Source organism: Paenibacillus uliginis N3/975, assembly GCF_900177425.1.
GTDB lineage: Bacteria > Bacillota > Bacilli > Paenibacillales > Paenibacillaceae > Paenibacillus_AQ > Paenibacillus_AQ uliginis.
In genome coordinates this window covers 2,358,518-2,374,904 of the sequence record NZ_LT840184.1, presented here as the reverse complement: position 1 = coordinate 2,374,904, position 16,387 = coordinate 2,358,518, and the positions used below count along the sequence as shown (strand labels likewise).

General features: G+C 45.2%; 12 protein-coding genes. 5 read left to right on the top strand and 7 right to left on the bottom strand.

Going from position 1 to position 16,387, the window contains the following annotated elements; all coding sequences use genetic code 11:
• Positions 1 to 651: 651 nt before the first annotated feature.
• The 4 genes from B9N86_RS11275 (at position 652) to B9N86_RS11260 (ending at position 6,567) form a co-directional block, all read left to right on the top strand.
• Positions 652 to 1,617: an ABC transporter permease gene (locus B9N86_RS11275; protein WP_208919310.1), complete on the top strand. Its 966-nt coding sequence runs from the start codon at positions 652 to 654 to the stop codon at positions 1,615 to 1,617.
• Positions 1,611 to 2,495 carry a carbohydrate ABC transporter permease gene (locus B9N86_RS11270; RefSeq protein WP_208919309.1) on the top strand — a complete coding sequence of 295 codons (885 nt, stop codon included), beginning with the start codon at positions 1,611 to 1,613 and terminating at the stop codon, positions 2,493 to 2,495. The genes B9N86_RS11275 and B9N86_RS11270 overlap by 7 nt, the downstream gene beginning before the upstream one ends.
• Before the next feature lie 59 nt (positions 2,496 to 2,554).
• Positions 2,555 to 4,150 (top strand): extracellular solute-binding protein, encoded by a 1,596-nt coding sequence (locus B9N86_RS11265; protein WP_208920233.1) that lies wholly within the window; start codon positions 2,555 to 2,557, stop codon positions 4,148 to 4,150.
• Positions 4,151 to 4,242: 92 nt separating this feature from the next.
• A complete protein-coding gene (locus B9N86_RS11260; RefSeq protein ID WP_208919308.1) occupies positions 4,243 to 6,567 on the top strand; it encodes a helix-turn-helix domain-containing protein in 2,325 nt (774 codons plus the stop codon).
• A gap of 157 nt (positions 6,568 to 6,724) precedes the next feature.
• Here the strand turns inward: B9N86_RS11260 and B9N86_RS11255 are convergent, their stop codons facing one another.
• The 3 genes from B9N86_RS11255 to B9N86_RS11245 form a co-directional block, all read right to left on the bottom strand.
• Entirely contained in the window at positions 6,725 to 7,882 is a 1,158-nt protein-coding gene (locus B9N86_RS11255; RefSeq protein WP_425298582.1) for a PAS domain-containing sensor histidine kinase, read from the bottom strand.
• Positions 7,875 to 8,528: a response regulator transcription factor gene (locus B9N86_RS11250; protein ID WP_208919307.1), complete on the bottom strand. Its 654-nt coding sequence runs from the start codon at positions 8,526 to 8,528 to the stop codon at positions 7,875 to 7,877. The genes B9N86_RS11255 and B9N86_RS11250 overlap by 8 nt, the downstream gene beginning before the upstream one ends.
• 130 nt (positions 8,529 to 8,658) lie before the next feature.
• Complete coding sequence (locus B9N86_RS11245) at positions 8,659 to 9,102, bottom strand: GAF domain-containing protein (protein WP_208919306.1); 444 nt, start codon at positions 9,100 to 9,102, stop codon at positions 8,659 to 8,661.
• Positions 9,103 to 9,383: 281 nt separating this feature from the next.
• On the opposite strand from B9N86_RS11245, the gene B9N86_RS11240 reads away from it, so the two are divergent.
• Positions 9,384 to 10,163, top strand: coding sequence for a Crp/Fnr family transcriptional regulator (locus B9N86_RS11240; RefSeq protein ID WP_244563034.1), 780 nt, complete (start codon positions 9,384 to 9,386; stop codon positions 10,161 to 10,163).
• A 111-nt stretch (positions 10,164 to 10,274) separates the two neighbouring features.
• Here the strand turns inward: B9N86_RS11240 and B9N86_RS11235 are convergent, their stop codons facing one another.
• From B9N86_RS11235 to B9N86_RS11220, 4 genes are all read right to left on the bottom strand, one after another.
• Positions 10,275 to 11,669: a protoporphyrinogen oxidase gene (locus B9N86_RS11235; RefSeq protein ID WP_208919305.1), complete on the bottom strand. Its 1,395-nt coding sequence runs from the start codon at positions 11,667 to 11,669 to the stop codon at positions 10,275 to 10,277.
• A gap of 255 nt (positions 11,670 to 11,924) precedes the next feature.
• Positions 11,925 to 13,358 carry an extracellular solute-binding protein gene (locus tag B9N86_RS11230; RefSeq protein ID WP_244563033.1) on the bottom strand — a complete coding sequence of 478 codons (1,434 nt, stop codon included), beginning with the start codon at positions 13,356 to 13,358 and terminating at the stop codon, positions 11,925 to 11,927.
• A gap of 78 nt (positions 13,359 to 13,436) precedes the next feature.
• On the bottom strand, positions 13,437 to 14,510 hold the full coding sequence (locus B9N86_RS11225) for an alpha/beta hydrolase family protein (protein WP_208919303.1): 1,074 nt from the start codon (positions 14,508 to 14,510) through the stop codon (positions 13,437 to 13,439).
• 10 nt (positions 14,511 to 14,520) lie between these two features.
• Positions 14,521 to 16,380, bottom strand: a complete 1,860-nt coding sequence (locus tag B9N86_RS11220; protein ID WP_208920227.1) for a hypothetical protein — start codon at positions 16,378 to 16,380, stop codon at positions 14,521 to 14,523.
• Positions 16,381 to 16,387 lie beyond the last annotated feature (7 nt).

Sequence of the window (16,387 nt, the reverse complement as noted above, 5' to 3'; positions counted from 1 at the left end):
GCTCATTTAGAAAAACTGACGAGAATTAAAAATTCTCATTTATGATCTTACCGAAGTAAGATCGGTTTAACTCACTCGTTGTTCAGTTTTCAAAGATCAACCCGTAACTCGTAAGTTACTTTCTTTTATTCACCGCCTCTCAGCGGCGACTTAATTAATATACCATGTATGAATCATAAGGTCAAGCACTTTTTCCAAAAAAGTTATTTCAGCATCGAGTTGATGCTTGCCTGTCCTGCCGCCCATTTGGTGGCGGATGTCTAATTTAACATACAATCAAAGTTTAATGCAACTAGAAATATTATCCATAATAAAAGAACATTACTCCTTGTCCTCAGCCCTTCCGATTATACAACCTAAAAACTAAACAGGGAGCTTATATTGAAGTTGATTTGATTGAAATATGGATCGGAGATGTAAGCAGCTGATATAGGTTAGTAGCATTAAGGTGCAATATTCACATGCTGAGCAACGATTGCTCTTGCTCGTGATATGCATGTATATAGATAATTTTCGCCTCAAAATCCTTATGGTTGTGCGGATTGTAAAGAATAGCAGATGCCGTACAGAACTGCCGATGTACTAAGAAAGGGTTTTCATTTAGATTGAATTTTAATAGCTCTACGCCAACACAACCGAACAGAAGAGGTGATGTTATCCTTGAAAGAAGCGCCAACGAATCTTGCTACCGAGAGAGCCATTGAAGCTCGACGCTCCCCTCTTCCCCGATCCATCCGGAAGAATTGGGATCTCTATTTACTTATCGTCCCCGTTATCGTGTACTACATTATCTTTCATTACATTCCAATGTACGGGGTGCAGATCGCATTCAAGGACTTCATTGCATCCAAAGGCATTACCGACAGTCCTTGGGCCGGACTCAAACATTTCGAACGCTTCTTTAACAGCTATTATTTTGAACGACTTATTATGAATACTCTCGAGATTGGCCTGTACGAACTTCTCGTCGGATTTCCTGTACCCATTATCCTAGCTTTACTTATTAATGAAGTCAGAAGCAAGCTTTTCCGCAAAACGGTTCAAACCATCACATACGCTCCCCACTTTCTATCTACCGTTGTGCTTGTTGGTATGCTATTCATATTTCTCGATCCGAATTCCGGATTTATTAACATGCTCATCCGTTTATTTGGAGGGGACCCAGTATCCTTTATGACCGAACCAGGGTGGTTCAAGACGATTTATGTATTCTCCGGCGTATGGCAGCAGATGGGCTGGAGCTCCATTATCTACCTTGCAGCCTTAACAGGCATCGATCCACAACAGCATGAAGCAGCCAAAGTAGACGGCGCATCCAGACTCAAACGAATATGGCATATCAATCTCCCGGGCATTATGCCGACCATCATTATTTTGCTCATTATGAATGTAGGTTCTGTTATGGCTGTTGGCTTCGAAAAAGTATTCTTGATGCAAAATGACCTGAACCGGGAAAGCTCAGATGTCATTGCCACCTACGTATATCGCAGCGGTATCGTCAGCGCCCAATATAGCTTCTCTGCAGCAGTCGGATTGTTCAACTCCATTATTAACTTCATTTTACTCCTTACCGTTAACTTCATCTCCAGAAAGGTGGGACAGAACAGCCTATGGTAAAACAATCCAGGGGTGACCGAATATTTGATATCATCAATCTTCTGCTGCTCGGGTCTGTCCTGATAATCGTTCTGTATCCACTTGTCTTCGTAGCCGTCGCATCCATTAGCGATCCTGCAGCTGTTGTTAATGGAGAGGTATGGTTGATCCCTAAAGACATTACTTTTGCCGGATACGAAAAAGTATTCTCTAATAAAGAAATCCTGAGAGGATATATGAACACGATCATTTATACGGTGGTCGGTACCATCGTAAACATTATCATGACGATATTGGCCGCTTATCCGCTCTCTCGAAAAGATTTACGCGGGCGCAATCTCATTACAGCTATGTTTGTCTTTACGATGTTCTTCAGCGGGGGCCTCATTCCGACCTATCTGATCGTTAAGCAGCTTGGCATGGTGAACACCATGTGGGCCTTGATCATTCCTAATGCGGTTGCGATCTGGAATATTATCATCATGCGTACGTTTTTCCAGCAGAGCATACCTATTGAAGTTCAGGAATCTGCACAGATCGATGGCTGCAACAATATTAAGATCCTATTGAAGATTGTGCTTCCACTCTCCCTGCCGGTTCTTGCAGTCATGACGCTTTTTTACAGTGTCACGCACTGGAACTCATTTTTCAATGCACTCATTTATCTTACTGAACGTGAAAAATATCCGCTGCAGCTCATTTTGCGTGAAATCCTAATCCAGAGCAATATGCAGGATATGATTCAAACGAGTGAAGAGTCGCTTGCCAAGAGCGTTATGGAGGCGGAATCCATTAAATATGCCGTTGTTATTATCGCCAATTTACCTGTTCTTATGTTATATCCATTTTTGCAGCGTTATTTCGTTAAAGGCATGGTTATTGGAGCTATTAAAGGCTGATAACCCAATAACAATACATTGGGGGTATTTCATTGAAGAAAACGAAGTCAATCTTTCACATGTCCATCACAGTTTTATTGGCTCTCTCTCTGCTCGCAGGGTGCTCCGGTAGCGGCGGCTCTTCCCAATCACCTGGGGATGCAGAGCCGTCCAGCAACTTCAACTCGACAGGCTTGCCCATCGTGAAGGAACCTATTACACTGAAAATGATCGCCGGTAAAGCGCCAACGACAGCGCCAGACTGGAGCCAGACGATGCTGTGGCAAGAATACGAAAAGATGACCAACATCAAAGTCGAATGGGAAATGGTACCGATCGACACCATGGCGGAGAAGCGCAACATTCTGCTCGCAGGCAATGACTACCCGCATGCCTTCTTCACTGCAGGTATACCACCTGCTGATCTGCAGAAGTACGGCCAGCAAGGTGTGTTTATTGAGCTCAATGATTTGATCGATAAGCATGCGCCGAACCTAAAGGCCATTATGGACCAATACCCGGATGTTAAGAAAGGACTGACGATGCCCGACGGCAACATATATTCCTTCCCAACGATCTACGATCCGGAATTCACGTCAGTGCTGTCTTCCTCCAAGTTGTGGATTAAGAAGGATTGGCTGGACTCCCTCAACCTGAAAGAGCCTGAGACAACCGATGATTTCTATAATATGTTGAAGGCATTTAAAGAACAGGATCCGAACAAAAACGGGCAAAAGGATGAGATTCCTTTCCAGGCCGTAGGCATCGATGCGCTCCACAATTATTTGAAAGGAGCTTGGGGACTGAGCAACCGTGGCGTCCGGAATGCCAATGTCGACGTTGATCCGGGTACCGGAGAACTCCGGTTTATCCCGACTCACCAGAACTATAAGGAAATGCTTCAATATATGAACAAGTTATATAAAGAAGGATTGCTCAGCCAAGACATTTTCACGATAAAGGCTAATCAATATTACGCCACTGGTTCTAAGGGAGTGTTCGGGTCCACCATAACAACAAGCCCATACACATTGATGGGCCAGCCGGATTATATCGGTGCCAACGCATTGAAAGGCCCTCACGGAGACCAAATCTGGTCAGCTACGGGTTCCCCCCTTGCTATACCGGGCGCATTCGTCATTACGGACCGTAATCCGAATCCGGTTGAAACGGTTCGCTGGATCGATCATCTATACGGCGAAGAAGGTAGCAAGATGTTCTTTATGGGTTTTGAAGGGAAATCATATAACGTGAACTCGAAGGGTGAGTATGAATATACCGATGAGATCAATAAGAACCCGAGTGGCCTGACGTTCGAGCAAGCGTTGGTTAAGTATGTGGTATGGCCGGGTGGTGGCTATCCGAATATTGTACAGCAGAAATATTTTAAGGGGGCTGAGAGCCGGCCGGAAGCTGTAGAAACAGCAACTCGATTCTCAGCGCACCTGCCAGAAGAAATCTGGCCAACCTTCACATTTACATCAGAGGAGAATGAAGATATGTCTACGATCGGTTCAGATATCGATAGCTATGTAACCGAGATGCGGGCCAAATTCGTCTCCGGTAACGCCTCATTCGATGAGTGGGATCCGTATGTGAAGACTTTGGAGCAGATGGGCGTTGAAAGGTATATGGAAATATATAAAAACGCTTATGACCGTTATAAGCAAGAATAACGGTAGATTAAAGGCGGTCGAGGAGTATTTTGAATCCCTCGGCCGTTCATGCATTTTCTATAAGATTATGAATAGGGGTGTTTGTTACACGCATGATTAGGAGTCAGCGATTCTACCGCTATTTGCTTTCTTATATCTTACTGACCGTCATTTCTCTGTTGATCATGAGTGGCGTCGTCTATAAGCAGTTTTTGAGCACTTTACGTTCAGAGGTCGAGCATTCGACCATCAATTCCCTTGATCAGTTCCGTCTGGCGATCGACCAACGCATTCTGGAGATGGATCGGATGGCGATGCAGATATCGAGCAATGCCCAGCTGAAGCCATTCAAAGCAACCTCCCACGGATATGGCCCGTATGAAGCTATCGAAGAATTGAAGCAATATCTATCGACCAACATGTTCATTAGTGACATTATCATTCATTATAATGGCCGCAATCCTGAGCAATTGTATGCAGCGAGCGGCACATATGATGTCGACCTGTTCTTTGAAGACATTTTTCAGTTTAAGAACTGGGACCAAAATGAATTTGTAAAAATGAGTAATACACTCAATGCACCTCTCATGCGGCCGATGGATACCGTGCAGTATAATCACATCGTCAATGAACGGTACGCGACCTATTCGGTACCTCTCATAGCAAGCTCTGACACCCCGTATGGTGTCGTTATGTTTTTAATTCACGAAAGCGCTTTCGAAAAACTTGCGACAAGCGTGCTTGGAGAATATAACGGGACACTGTATGTCCTTGATCATCAAGGCACTGTCTTGTATGAGTACACGAAAGGTAATCATGTCAGTGGGCTCCTTAACGCTACACTTGGTACGATTCGAAGTCATAATGGCGCTTGGAATATTACCAGCCTCGAGCATAACAAAGATCATTACACGACGGTCAAGCATGATTCCGATCGACGCGGCTACAGTTATGTAGCTGTTATGCCTTCAGACCAGATTATGCACAAAGTTAATCAGGCGCGATTACTGTTTAATTTGACTGCGGCTGTCATTTTCCTAGTCGGCGTTATTCTGGCAATCGCTTTATCCGTCCATAATTATAAGCCTCTTCAGAAGCTGATCGGAGTAATCTCCAATCAGAACCAAGCTGTCCAGCGATCATCGGGTACATCAAGGGCAAAAGATGAGCTCGACTTTATCTCCAACGCGGTTGTGCAGATGGCAAAGGAAAATGAAGGCTTAATTCACCAGCTTCATAGACAGGCGATTGTCCTGCGAGACCAAGTGCTGCTCTCACTTATTACAGGCAAGTTCAAGTCGCGTGAGGAATGGGAAGATAATCTCCAATTCTCCAGTCTCCGTATGGATGGTCCACATTTTGCTGTACTGCTGTTTCTCATTGATAACTATCAGACGTTTCGTAGGGACAATTCAGATTCGATGCAGGATCATCTAAAAAGCAGCCTTATCAAGATACTTGAGGAACTGTCTGAGGAAGGCGGACGTGGCTTCGGTGTGGAATTGATTGATGGGCGCAGCATTGTATTCTTGTTTAACTTGTATGAAGGCTATAACAAGGATGAAGTGTTGCATGATTTTGCAATGAAAACGAAACAAATTCTTCAGCAGTATTTCCGCTTTACAGTGACGATTGGTATTGGCAGTATCGGCAGTGATATTACGTCTATCTCCCAATCATTCATTGAGGCAAGCCATGCCGCTCGCTACCGCCTCATCAAAGGAGGAGATCAAGTTATCTTCTATTGCGATATTGAGCAGGATAGCGCCCGAGAACGCTGGTATCCGGTTGAGACCGTGGAACAGCTTATCCGTGCGATCCGTCAAGGAGATAGTAAAGCTGTGGTAGAGGCTGTACATAAAGCATTCGGACAGATAACAGAGAAAAAAATGCCTATTGATGCGGCTGAGTTTATCTGCTTTGATATCGTCAACAACAGCGCGAAGACCCTTATCGAGCTTGATATCGATCTCGATGAAGTAACCAACGAGGCACTGGAGCGGCTATTCGTACCGCATCTCGAAACGATCGAAGAGCTCGAACGGCTTGTTACCGACATTTGCTGCAATGTGTGCCGCTTTGTTGCAAGCAAGAAGGAAAGCAAGAATGTGGTGTTATTAAACCAGCTGAAAGACTACATTCATGACCAATACACGAACCAATCGATCTCCCTGGAATCCATTGCGAAGCATTTCGGAATATCTCCTTCGTATGCAACCCGTTTCTTCAAAGACCATACCGGTGATTCTCTTATGCGATATATCGATGGAATGCGAATGGATCAAGCCAAGCAGCTGTTAACGACAACGGATCTGAAGCTTAAAGATATTCTAGATGAAGTGGGGTATGTAGACTCAACGAACTTTATTCGAAAATTCAAGAAGAATGAGGGTGTAACGCCGATTCAGTACCGCAATATAATGAATTCAGATATTTAAAACAAAAGGGGTGTCCCAAAAGGTCCATTGACCTAGGACGCCCCCTCTGTCTGTTATGAGACGCTACGCGTACAAATCGGTACGGAACATCTATTCATTATCGGTTACAGCCTTCATCAACGTCCCACGGATACACACTCCGCCCATAATCTAATTATTATTTAATCGGAATAATAAGACGTATGGTGGTCCCTTCTCCCGGGGCTGTTTCAATGTGGAACTTGGCGCCGATCCCCCGTGCACGTTCCTCCATGCTGAAAAGCCCGACTCCTTTTTTTCCACCATCCCGAATAATTCCTTTACCTTTATCAATAATGCCAACCTCTATGTATGTCTCATCCTGCTTTATCATGACTTCAACCTGATCCACATCAGCATATTTACCAACATTCAATAAGGCTTCCTGGATGATCCGGTATATGACCGTTTCTTGTTGGTGATTTAATCGTTTGGTCAAGCTGGACTGAAAATCCACCCTTATGCCATAATGCTCCGTGAAATTTTCGATATAGGTTCGGATAGCAGGCACAACACCAAGATCATCCAGAATGGATGGCCGAAGCTCCCATGCCAGTCCGCGAACATCTTCAATAATATGAGAAACTTGTTGGCGGATTACCGACAGTTCCTCTACAGCTGAACCGTTCTGTGGATCATCTGTCTCTAAAGAAACCTCTGAACGTTCCTGCTCGGCAATAAGGAGACGGTCCATACTTATTAGAAGCGAAAACAAGCTCTGTCCAATACCGTCATGCAATTCACGGGAAAATCGTTTGCGTTCTTCCTCCTGAATCTCCATGACCTTAACCATCATATGCTTCAACTCTTCTTCGACCACTTTCAGTCGAGTAACTTCATGCCGGATCGCCAAATACTGCACGGGCTGTCCCGCTTCGTCAAGCAAAGGTACGATCGTCGTATCGACCCAGTAATAGATTCCGTCTTTAGCTTTATTTTTAATTTCCCCGTGCCATACGAAGCCTGATTTAATCGTTTCCCACAAATTTTGCATAAAGGATTTATCGTGGTGCCCAGAGTTAATAATCCGGTGATCCTTGCCCAGCAGTTCTTCACGTGAGTATTTGGATATTTGGCAAAATTTATCGTTAACATAAAGAATACGGCCTTTATGATCTGTAACGGCAACAATCGAGGACTCATCCAAGGCAATCTTCAAATCGTTTAACTGCAGCAGTGAATTTTTCACATTTTCAATTAGATGCTGATCAGCATGAATTTCGTCCAACTGGTCCAAAAGCGCCATCACATGTTGACCAATCACCTCGGGGTAATGAGTACCTTGATTTTTATTCAAAAGTAAGCAGCCCCTTTTTCATAGCATATTTAATTAAATCGGGACGCGTTTTGAGCCCTAATTTCTCCATCAGATTGCTTTTATGACTTTCAACCGTTTTGACGCTAATGATCAGATTTTCGGCGATTTCCTTATTGGAATATCCTTTGGCAGTCCAGGACAGCACTTCCTTTTCACGCTCCGATAGAGATTCGAATTCATCCGTTCCCTCTCCGTTCTTCACCTTTTCAATATACTGACCCATTAATCGTTTCGTAGCTAACGGCGTCAAATAAGCGCTGCCTGCAGCCACGTAACGGATTGCTGTTAGCAGCTCTTCATGAGGAGCGTTTTTCAAAATATACCCGGAAGCGCCTGCTTGAATCGCACGGAATAAATATTGCTCATCGTCATGCATCGTTAAGATTAATATGTATATATCCGGCAGCAGCTTTTTCAGCTCCTCCGTAGCTGTCATTCCGTCTTTACCATGCGGCATGCTAAGATCCATCAAAATAACGTCCGGCAGCAAAACTTCCGCCAAACGAATTGCTTCATCCCCGTCCGCCGCTTCACCAACCACATCAATATTTTGTTTTTCTCCAAGAAGCAGCTTGAGTCCGGATCGAACAACTGCATGGTCGTCTACGATTAACAAACGTATCATAGTTCTCCCTCCTATATCCGTTCCAGCAAGTGTGACATATATCATGATATAAGAAAAAAACAATCCCGGCAATCGAGGATTGTTTGTCTAATTATATAAATAGGGTTTGTCATTGTTAATTAACGCCGATCTACGACTGCTGCCTCTCGATCTTTTCCCAAAAATGCTCAGCTGCAGATTCCAGCTGTGTCAGTTCAGACGCCCCGTAAATCTCGCCCTTCCTTCTGCCCATCAGCAGTATTCCTGCGATTTCGCCATGCTCTTGTTGTATAGCTGTCGCCGCTGTTACTATGAGGTGTTCAGCAAGCATCATATAATCACCATCTCGCCTCTGGTGTTCATCCGATAAGCAGGTTTTCTGCACCGTCCGGCCGATCCGAATCACATCACCGGCTATACCTTGACTTGGACGATTCACCATATAACGAAATTTTTCATTGGTGTAACCCGAAGCCGCAACCCATCGAATCTGTCGGACGGAAGCAGCATATATCGCAACTGCGCAAAAATCACTATCCGTCCGCTTGCGCAATTCCGATAAACGTTCTTCCCAATCCATTACTCCGGCCATCATACCGGGTCCCTCCCATGCTTACATTGTACTTACATAATTTATTGTAGCCCTAACCGTCAGGATTGTACCTCAGGGTATTCCCTGAAAATAATCTAAGGGTGTAAGTATGAATGCATGCTAGGATACCCGATAGTTTACGGGATTTCCCCGCTATCTTCTGTGATGAATCTCACAAAAAACAGGGAATGCCCCATTAATAATTCAGAGCCTTCCCCGATGTTCCTAAAATGCCCCGTGCGCTATGATAAATGTAACAAGAGGACACGGGGGGGCAACTATCAATGGCTATGACAATTGAGCACCAACAAACTTTTAAAACATGCGGAAAACGTACGGAAAGAAAAACCGGATCATCGGAACAATATGGTATTGCACAATATTTGTCAGAGGAACAATTTCAATATTTGCAAGACATCATGCAGACGAGAAAAATTACAAAAGGCTCTTATTTGTTCTGGGAAGGCGATAAAGCCGACAAACTGTACTTCATCATTTCAGGTCAGGTGAAACTTCTGAAATCGACCGAGGAAGGTAAAGACCTGATCATTTCGATTTTGCAAAACGGGGATTTAATCGCACAGTTCAACGGTTTGCAGAACGCCCAATACAGCTATAGCGCCGAAACCATGAGCAATGTGCAAGTAGGAGTGATTTTGCGAAAAGACCTCGATGAGCTATTGAGTCTGCATGGAGATATCGCTATACAATTTATGTATTGGCTCGGAATGAACAATCAGGTTATAGAGACCAAACTGCGGGATCTGCTTTTATTTGGGAAAGCAGGCGCGCTTGCCTCGACATTAATCCGCATGAGCAACACATATGGGATTCCAGCAGTTGATGGATCTATCCATATTCAGCTTAAACTGACCAATACAGAACTAGGCGAAATGATCGGGTGTACCCGCGAAAGCGTTAATCGTATGCTGGGGGATTGGAAAAACGATGGAACGATTGAGTTTGAAGAAGGTAAGATGATCATCCGCCAGATTGCACATTTGCGCGAAATTTGCAGATGTCCTGATTCTCCGAGATGCCCGGTTGCAGTTTGCCGGCTTTAAACTGAACTTAATGCGCTAAAAGAAGGGGTGTTCCAAGGTCCATTGACCTGGAACACCCCTTTTTCTCTTGTAAGACGTACATGTACGAATCGTTTCACTCTGGATGAGTACTTACTTTTGCAACAATCGATCAACAATGACGTGAGCCGTTCTCTCGCCATTGGCAATACAATCTGGAATTCCCACACCATAATAAGAACAACCCGCCAGCAAAACATTCGGATAGCCTTGTTCCAGCTTCAGCTCTAGGGAATCTACAATTTCACGATGTTTCAGATGGTAGTTAGGCATATTCTCATGCCACTTCGTTACTTCTGCCGTGACTGGCTCTGCGGTCAGCCCCAAGCTTTTCGCAATGTCCTGAAGTGCTACCGACTTCAGTTCTTCCTCCGACAGACGGACTAATCTTGCGTATTCAGGATTGGAGCTTTTATAAAAAAGTCTAAGCAGAAGCCGTCGTCCCTTGGACGTATGCTCCCACTTTCGGCTAGTCCAAGTACAGGCGTCGCACAATACATCACTTTCTTTTACGGAAATAAACCCGGTTCCGTCACTCGGCAACTGGCTATCCGGCACATCAAATCCAAGGTAGATACTAATCATCGATTTCGTATGTAGCTGCGAAAAATCCTCAGCAAGCTGGTTATCCTGAAGCAGCTCCTGAGCCTGCAGACTGCTGTTGCTGAACACAACATAGTCCGCTTCGATCTTCCGGCCATCCGCCAGGGTGACGATATAACGTTTATCCATTTTCTCAACAGACTCCGCCTTTATCCCCTTGTAAATTTGAGCATCCGCCAGCAACTCCTCCATCCGGTCGATCAGGACCGACATCCCATTTTTGAATGAGATAAACTTTTTGTTTGCTGCACCTAAATAGATGTGTTTGTTTTCGGATAAACCCTTAATAATGCTGCCATACTTGTTTTTATATTCGAGCAGAAAAGGAAATGTGGATGCAATCGTTAAATCATTCAGCTCGCCGGAATATACACCCGAAACGACCGGTGCAATTTGCTTCTGAACCAGTTCCTTACCGAGAAAAGTTTCCAGAAACAATCCAAGCGAATCATTCATCGTAAACGTTTCGTTTGTCGTATAAAAGTCTTTAAGCGCTTCCACTTTGCCTTCGGCAGAAATCAACTCACTCTGAACCAACGATTCTAATCCTATGGGAATGCCAAAAACCGCATCCGCCGGGATTTTATTCAAACCGTCTTCATTGTAAATATAAGAGATTCCGGTCGCGTTATACACAACCTGATCGCTTAACCCCAGCTCTTCTAGGAAAGGAGCAACATTGGACTTGCGGGCAACGATGGAATCCGCCCCGGTCTCCATAGTAAATTCTCCGTCAGAGAACGTCCGGATTTTTCCGCCAAGCGTGTCGTCACCTTCCACCAACACCAATTGCATGTCCAGATTTTTCTCATTCATCTCTTTCTGAAGATAATACAAAGTTGACAGACCGGTAATTCCTCCACCTATGACTACGGTTGTTGTCACTAAAAATACACCTCGTATATGTAAGTTAGGATCATGCATAATACCCCTGATAAACATTCTATCCAAATCAAAAGTATACCATAGGGCTTAGCATCCCGTTCAATACTTTCCCTTCAATTATGTGAACATGAGGGTGAAATATGTCCAACCGGTAGGTAGCATTTCGCTTGATAATATAAAGGCAAAAAAACTCTGCGAATGCTTAGCAGAGTTTTTATCAGAGATGAAACACCAAATTCACAAATTCGGCTAGCTCTAACTTGACTTTAAGGCAGCCTTATTATTGTTAAATAGCTGCTCAATTCGGTTGCAGGTGTCAGTCGGGTTTTCCATTCCGGCCCAAAGTAAATTCAGTTCATCAAACAACATTAATATTTCGGACTGACTCAAATTTAGTGAATGTAAAGGATATGCATGCGGCAAAACGTCCAAATACCGGTTATAATGCTTCGGGTGAATATCAGGAATCAGCAACGAATCATCTTCTGCCACGGAACGCAGGACGGGAATCGTGCATCCATATTGCTTAATCAGTGTCTGCGCTTCTTCTCCGGTCATAAAATCAACAAATCGCTCCGCAACACTTCGATGGCTGCTACTCGCGCTGATGGAAAGACCACCACCGAGAAGAAGTGTTGCCGGTTTCCGCTCTTTCGGAAGCTGCATGACATCCCATTCGATGGAATGATCCCGAAATTCGTTCATGAAATAATAAGTCGACATAATCATGGCTACTCTTTCTTTCATGAACAGCCTTTCCGCAAGATGACTGCTGCCGTGCGAATAAATCGGAGACACATGCTCTTTGTACATGAGTGACAGGCAGAATTCCAATGACTCAATATTTCGCTCATTCGCCATCGTGCTGCGGCTTCGGTCTTCTGTCATCATCTCACCGTCATTCTGCATAAGGAATACGGGCCAACGGTTAGGCGATGAAGAGAAACAGAAACCAAACTGCTCAATCATGCCATCTTCATTAGGCTTGGCCGTACACGTCTTGGCTGTCTGAAGAAGGTCTGACCAGTTCTCAAGCAATGTCTCGTCCGACAAACCATACTGACGGAAGATCGATCGGTTAAAACAGATCACGACAGGCGAGAAAATAAACGGCGCTGCCAGGATGCGGTTGTCATGCTGAAACAATCTGAACACCTCCGGGTAGGATACTCCCTCCTTCAATAGATGAGGGGGTACATAACCCGTGACCATATCCGTGCGTTTGCTTTCCACCCAGTGGCGGTAATGTGAATCAGACATCATAAACACGTCTGGCCCCTGCTGATCCTCTAGTAGGGCAATGATCGTGTCCGTGTAGTTGTCTTCCGAGTATAGGACAATCTCAACTTTTACAAACGGATGTTTCCGCTCAAAAGCTTCAATGATTTTTTGAACAATATGAATCTCATAAGAACTGGAGAACCAAGCCAATTTCAAGACGACAGGCGAAAGGTCCTCATCCGGCAGCTTAACGCGGTTACCTTTACCGGCAATTTTCTCAATTAATCCTTCGTTAACCAGCTCTTCAAGTGCCTTACGAATAGAAACGCGACTCATGTCATACTTCTGGCTTAGCGTATTTTCCGGTAAAATAAATTCACCCGGCAGCAGTGTGCCGCTGACAATTTCATTTCTAAGTTCTTGGAGAAAGCGTTCATAACGCTCATTAAATTCATTTCGTCTACGCAACAATATATACCGCTCCTATACATGTCTATAAGTACCAGTATACCATGTGTGACATGCCGTTTCCATAGTCTGTCATTTCTAAGTCTCTACTGTCAATCGACCAAGGTGTTGATCCAGAAAACGGTATGCTCTTTCGCGTATATCAAGCGGAAAATCATGCCCTTCAGCTCCGAACCAACAATCGAAAACCTGTTCCTTGTTCAGAAAACGGTAAAGACTTTCGATGTCGGCCAATCCTCCTACATTCTCACGCCAATTCGGAAAAATCTTGTCCCTCGTTCCGCACCACATAAACATTGGCGTAGGAGCTGCTAGTGCAGCAATTTCATGCCATTCAAAAGAATAATGGTTTCGGTTGATCTCTTCGGTCAGAGATGGGATATGGGAGAACCACTCCCGCCTTCCCCAGCGGTTACGCTCCGGATCACCGGAAAACATGGAGAAGCCACAGCTTGAGACGACAGCACGAATTCTTCGGTCTATTCCTGCCATAAACCAACCGTTATATCCGCCGAGAGAATGACCAATAACTCCGATTTGGTTCGCCTTTACCTGAGGAAGCGAGACCAGTATATCAACGCCGCGGATATGATCAGCCAGCATTTTGCCGACCGCAGTCCATTCCGGATATCGTTTATAAAAGGGTGCTGTCTGAAAAGGGTTCTCCCCTTCGTACACCCGATCCCCGAAGGTAATCGAATCCGGAGCGAGAACGACATATCCTCTCTTCACGAGCTCCAGTCCATACCTGCGGTTGTCCCGCCCTTCCTTGAGAGAGATGTCTGATTTCCCTGCCTCAGTGGTTGGATGAAGAGCTAAAACCGCAGGATGATTCTTATTAGCCTCACCTGACTGCTGAGGTAATAATAGATAGGCAAAAACCGTATCTCCATCCCTTGTCTCATATCGGATATATAAACGACGATGATCCTCTTCTTCCGCTTCGGAGATGACTTCATAACTCCCATCACTCCCAGCTTCAAAATTCATCCCTTCTATAGGAGGTGTACCGAGCATCTTCAGCCAGTTCGAACGGATTTGAGCCTGTTTAATCTCCCAGTCCGCTAGCGATTCGATACCTTGAAGAAGTGGCTTCATGACACCGTCTTGACTATTTATCCCGGTTTGAGCTGTTTTTTGTGCATGATCCATACTTTTGATTTCACTCCTCTCCCCATCCAAAGCGCCAGAGTTCGGCTCCGCTGCCGTAATAAACCCCACCTTTTATATAGGCAATGCCGCATGTTGCCTCTTTCGGCAGTTCGGCAAGTTGATCCGGTACTAACTCTCCTGGTGTTACAGTAAACAATGCTCTGCTTAGCAGGCCAAGAACCATCGGTCGACCCTGATGAATAGTCTTAATCAATCCCTGTCTGACAACCGATCCCCAAGAAGATAAATCCTGTTGATAGACAACGATCCCCTTTGAAAGATCGAAGATGAAAAACATACTGTCAGAGGTTAGGCCATAGACGAGATCGTCATCACCCGCCGACAGTTGAGAGATTTCACGGGCTTCAGGGATAGGTGTCCACTGCCGCTCAACCTTACGGTTAGAAAAGTTCAACTCATAAAGAACAGCCTCGGAAGCGATTGGCTCGCCCCCACCCGGTGTTTCGATACTGCTTCCACCGATAATACGGCCATCCGATGAAGTTGTAAGTGAGACGGTGCTTTGACCGTATACAACCTGATGATGTTCTAGCATGGTCACTTGCTCTGTCTTCAGGTCAACGATTCCTAACCCGCCGCCAACCGCGCCATATCCCGGAAAGCCGCCATACAGCACATGGCGTCCATCCGCATATGAAACTGCGCATCTTGGACGATGAATCCGATCATCAGCGTAAATGAGTCTCGGGTTTCGATTGGATCCGCTCGTTGTGTCCAGCAGCTTCGAAGTGTCGAGCACATGAATCAGACCACCTGCATAAGCAGCACCCATGAGTTTGCTACCTTGTAAAGCATACGCGGCAATATTACCTCCGCCACCGCGCTCGATTATCCCGCTTCCATGATTCACTAAACGGGACTTATCCACATCATACGTATAGAAATGAAGGGGATGATTTGAGGTTCCGTACAATTTTCCATCCGGCCCGTTAAATATAGGAGATAGCGCCGTACCACCTCCATCATAGTGAAGAGGCAATACGGTAACCATTCCATCCGGCTCCTGGATCGATACTTGTCGGTCAGAGAGTTCCCATTCTACTAAACGACGACCACCAGCCAAGTTACCGTGGAGCTTCTTGTACCCATCGCCGTCAAACACTGAAGGTGCGCAATCCTGTTCAGATATGGATACTGATTTCCCGCTGTGCAACCTGTACCACTGGCCTGGACCGTGGTCATCCCCATCTGGAAGCCACCCGTAAACATTTCCATCAATGCCATTGAACACCCGTCCGCTTCCCGGTTGAATCATACCCGATTGTCCACGAACGATAACCTTCCTTAAGCCATCCTCCAGCCTCAAGCAAAGTAATGCGGGAGAAGTTGTGCCTAAGCCAACATACACCCAGCCAGTACGATCGGCAGCCAAACTCATGGCATATTTCCGATCACGGTCCAGACGTGTTACGACCTGGCACTCACCTGCTAAAACGTCCAGCTTCATTAAATAACTGCCTGGATATGTCGTTGCATAGACATGGCCATACTCGCTCTCTACAAACGCAAATCCGGCCGATTCTTCCCCGGAAGGTACTGCGAAACGGCCGATATATGCGGGAACAAACGGATCAAGAATATATATGTAGGCTCCCGCCCCTGTATAGAATAAACCATCGTTTCCACTCATCGCAGCATAAGGATATTCATGGATACCATCAGGAAATGCTAACTGTTGGCACTCTCCCGAGATGGGATGAACAACAAGTGAATACCCTCTTGCCGCAATCACGAGGCGTTCCTCGCCTTCTTTATTTCGACACACGGCCGCTGAACGGGTCTCGTCAGCTGTAACTGGCATGCCAAGACAAGTGAATTGTTCTAGTTCCATCGCTCCCTGTTTACTCATGGTGTCA

Coding starts and splice junctions, on each gene's coding strand:
- B9N86_RS11250 (WP_208919307.1), bottom strand. CDS start 8,528: ATGATACGTTTGTTAATCGTAGACGACCATGCAGTTGTTCGATCCGGA.
- B9N86_RS11225 (WP_208919303.1), bottom strand. CDS start 14,510: ATGGATCATGCACAAAAAACAGCTCAAACCGGGATAAATAGTCAAGAC.
- B9N86_RS11270 (WP_208919309.1), top strand. CDS start 1,611: ATGGTAAAACAATCCAGGGGTGACCGAATATTTGATATCATCAATCTT.
- B9N86_RS11240 (WP_244563034.1), top strand. CDS start 9,384: ATGGCTATGACAATTGAGCACCAACAAACTTTTAAAACATGCGGAAAA.
- B9N86_RS11220 (WP_208920227.1), bottom strand. CDS start 16,380: ATGAGTAAACAGGGAGCGATGGAACTAGAACAATTCACTTGTCTTGGC.
- B9N86_RS11260 (WP_208919308.1), top strand. CDS start 4,243: ATGATTAGGAGTCAGCGATTCTACCGCTATTTGCTTTCTTATATCTTA.
- B9N86_RS11245 (WP_208919306.1), bottom strand. CDS start 9,102: ATGATGGCCGGAGTAATGGATTGGGAAGAACGTTTATCGGAATTGCGC.
- B9N86_RS11275 (WP_208919310.1), top strand. CDS start 652: ATGTTATCCTTGAAAGAAGCGCCAACGAATCTTGCTACCGAGAGAGCC.
- B9N86_RS11265 (WP_208920233.1), top strand. CDS start 2,555: ATGTCCATCACAGTTTTATTGGCTCTCTCTCTGCTCGCAGGGTGCTCC.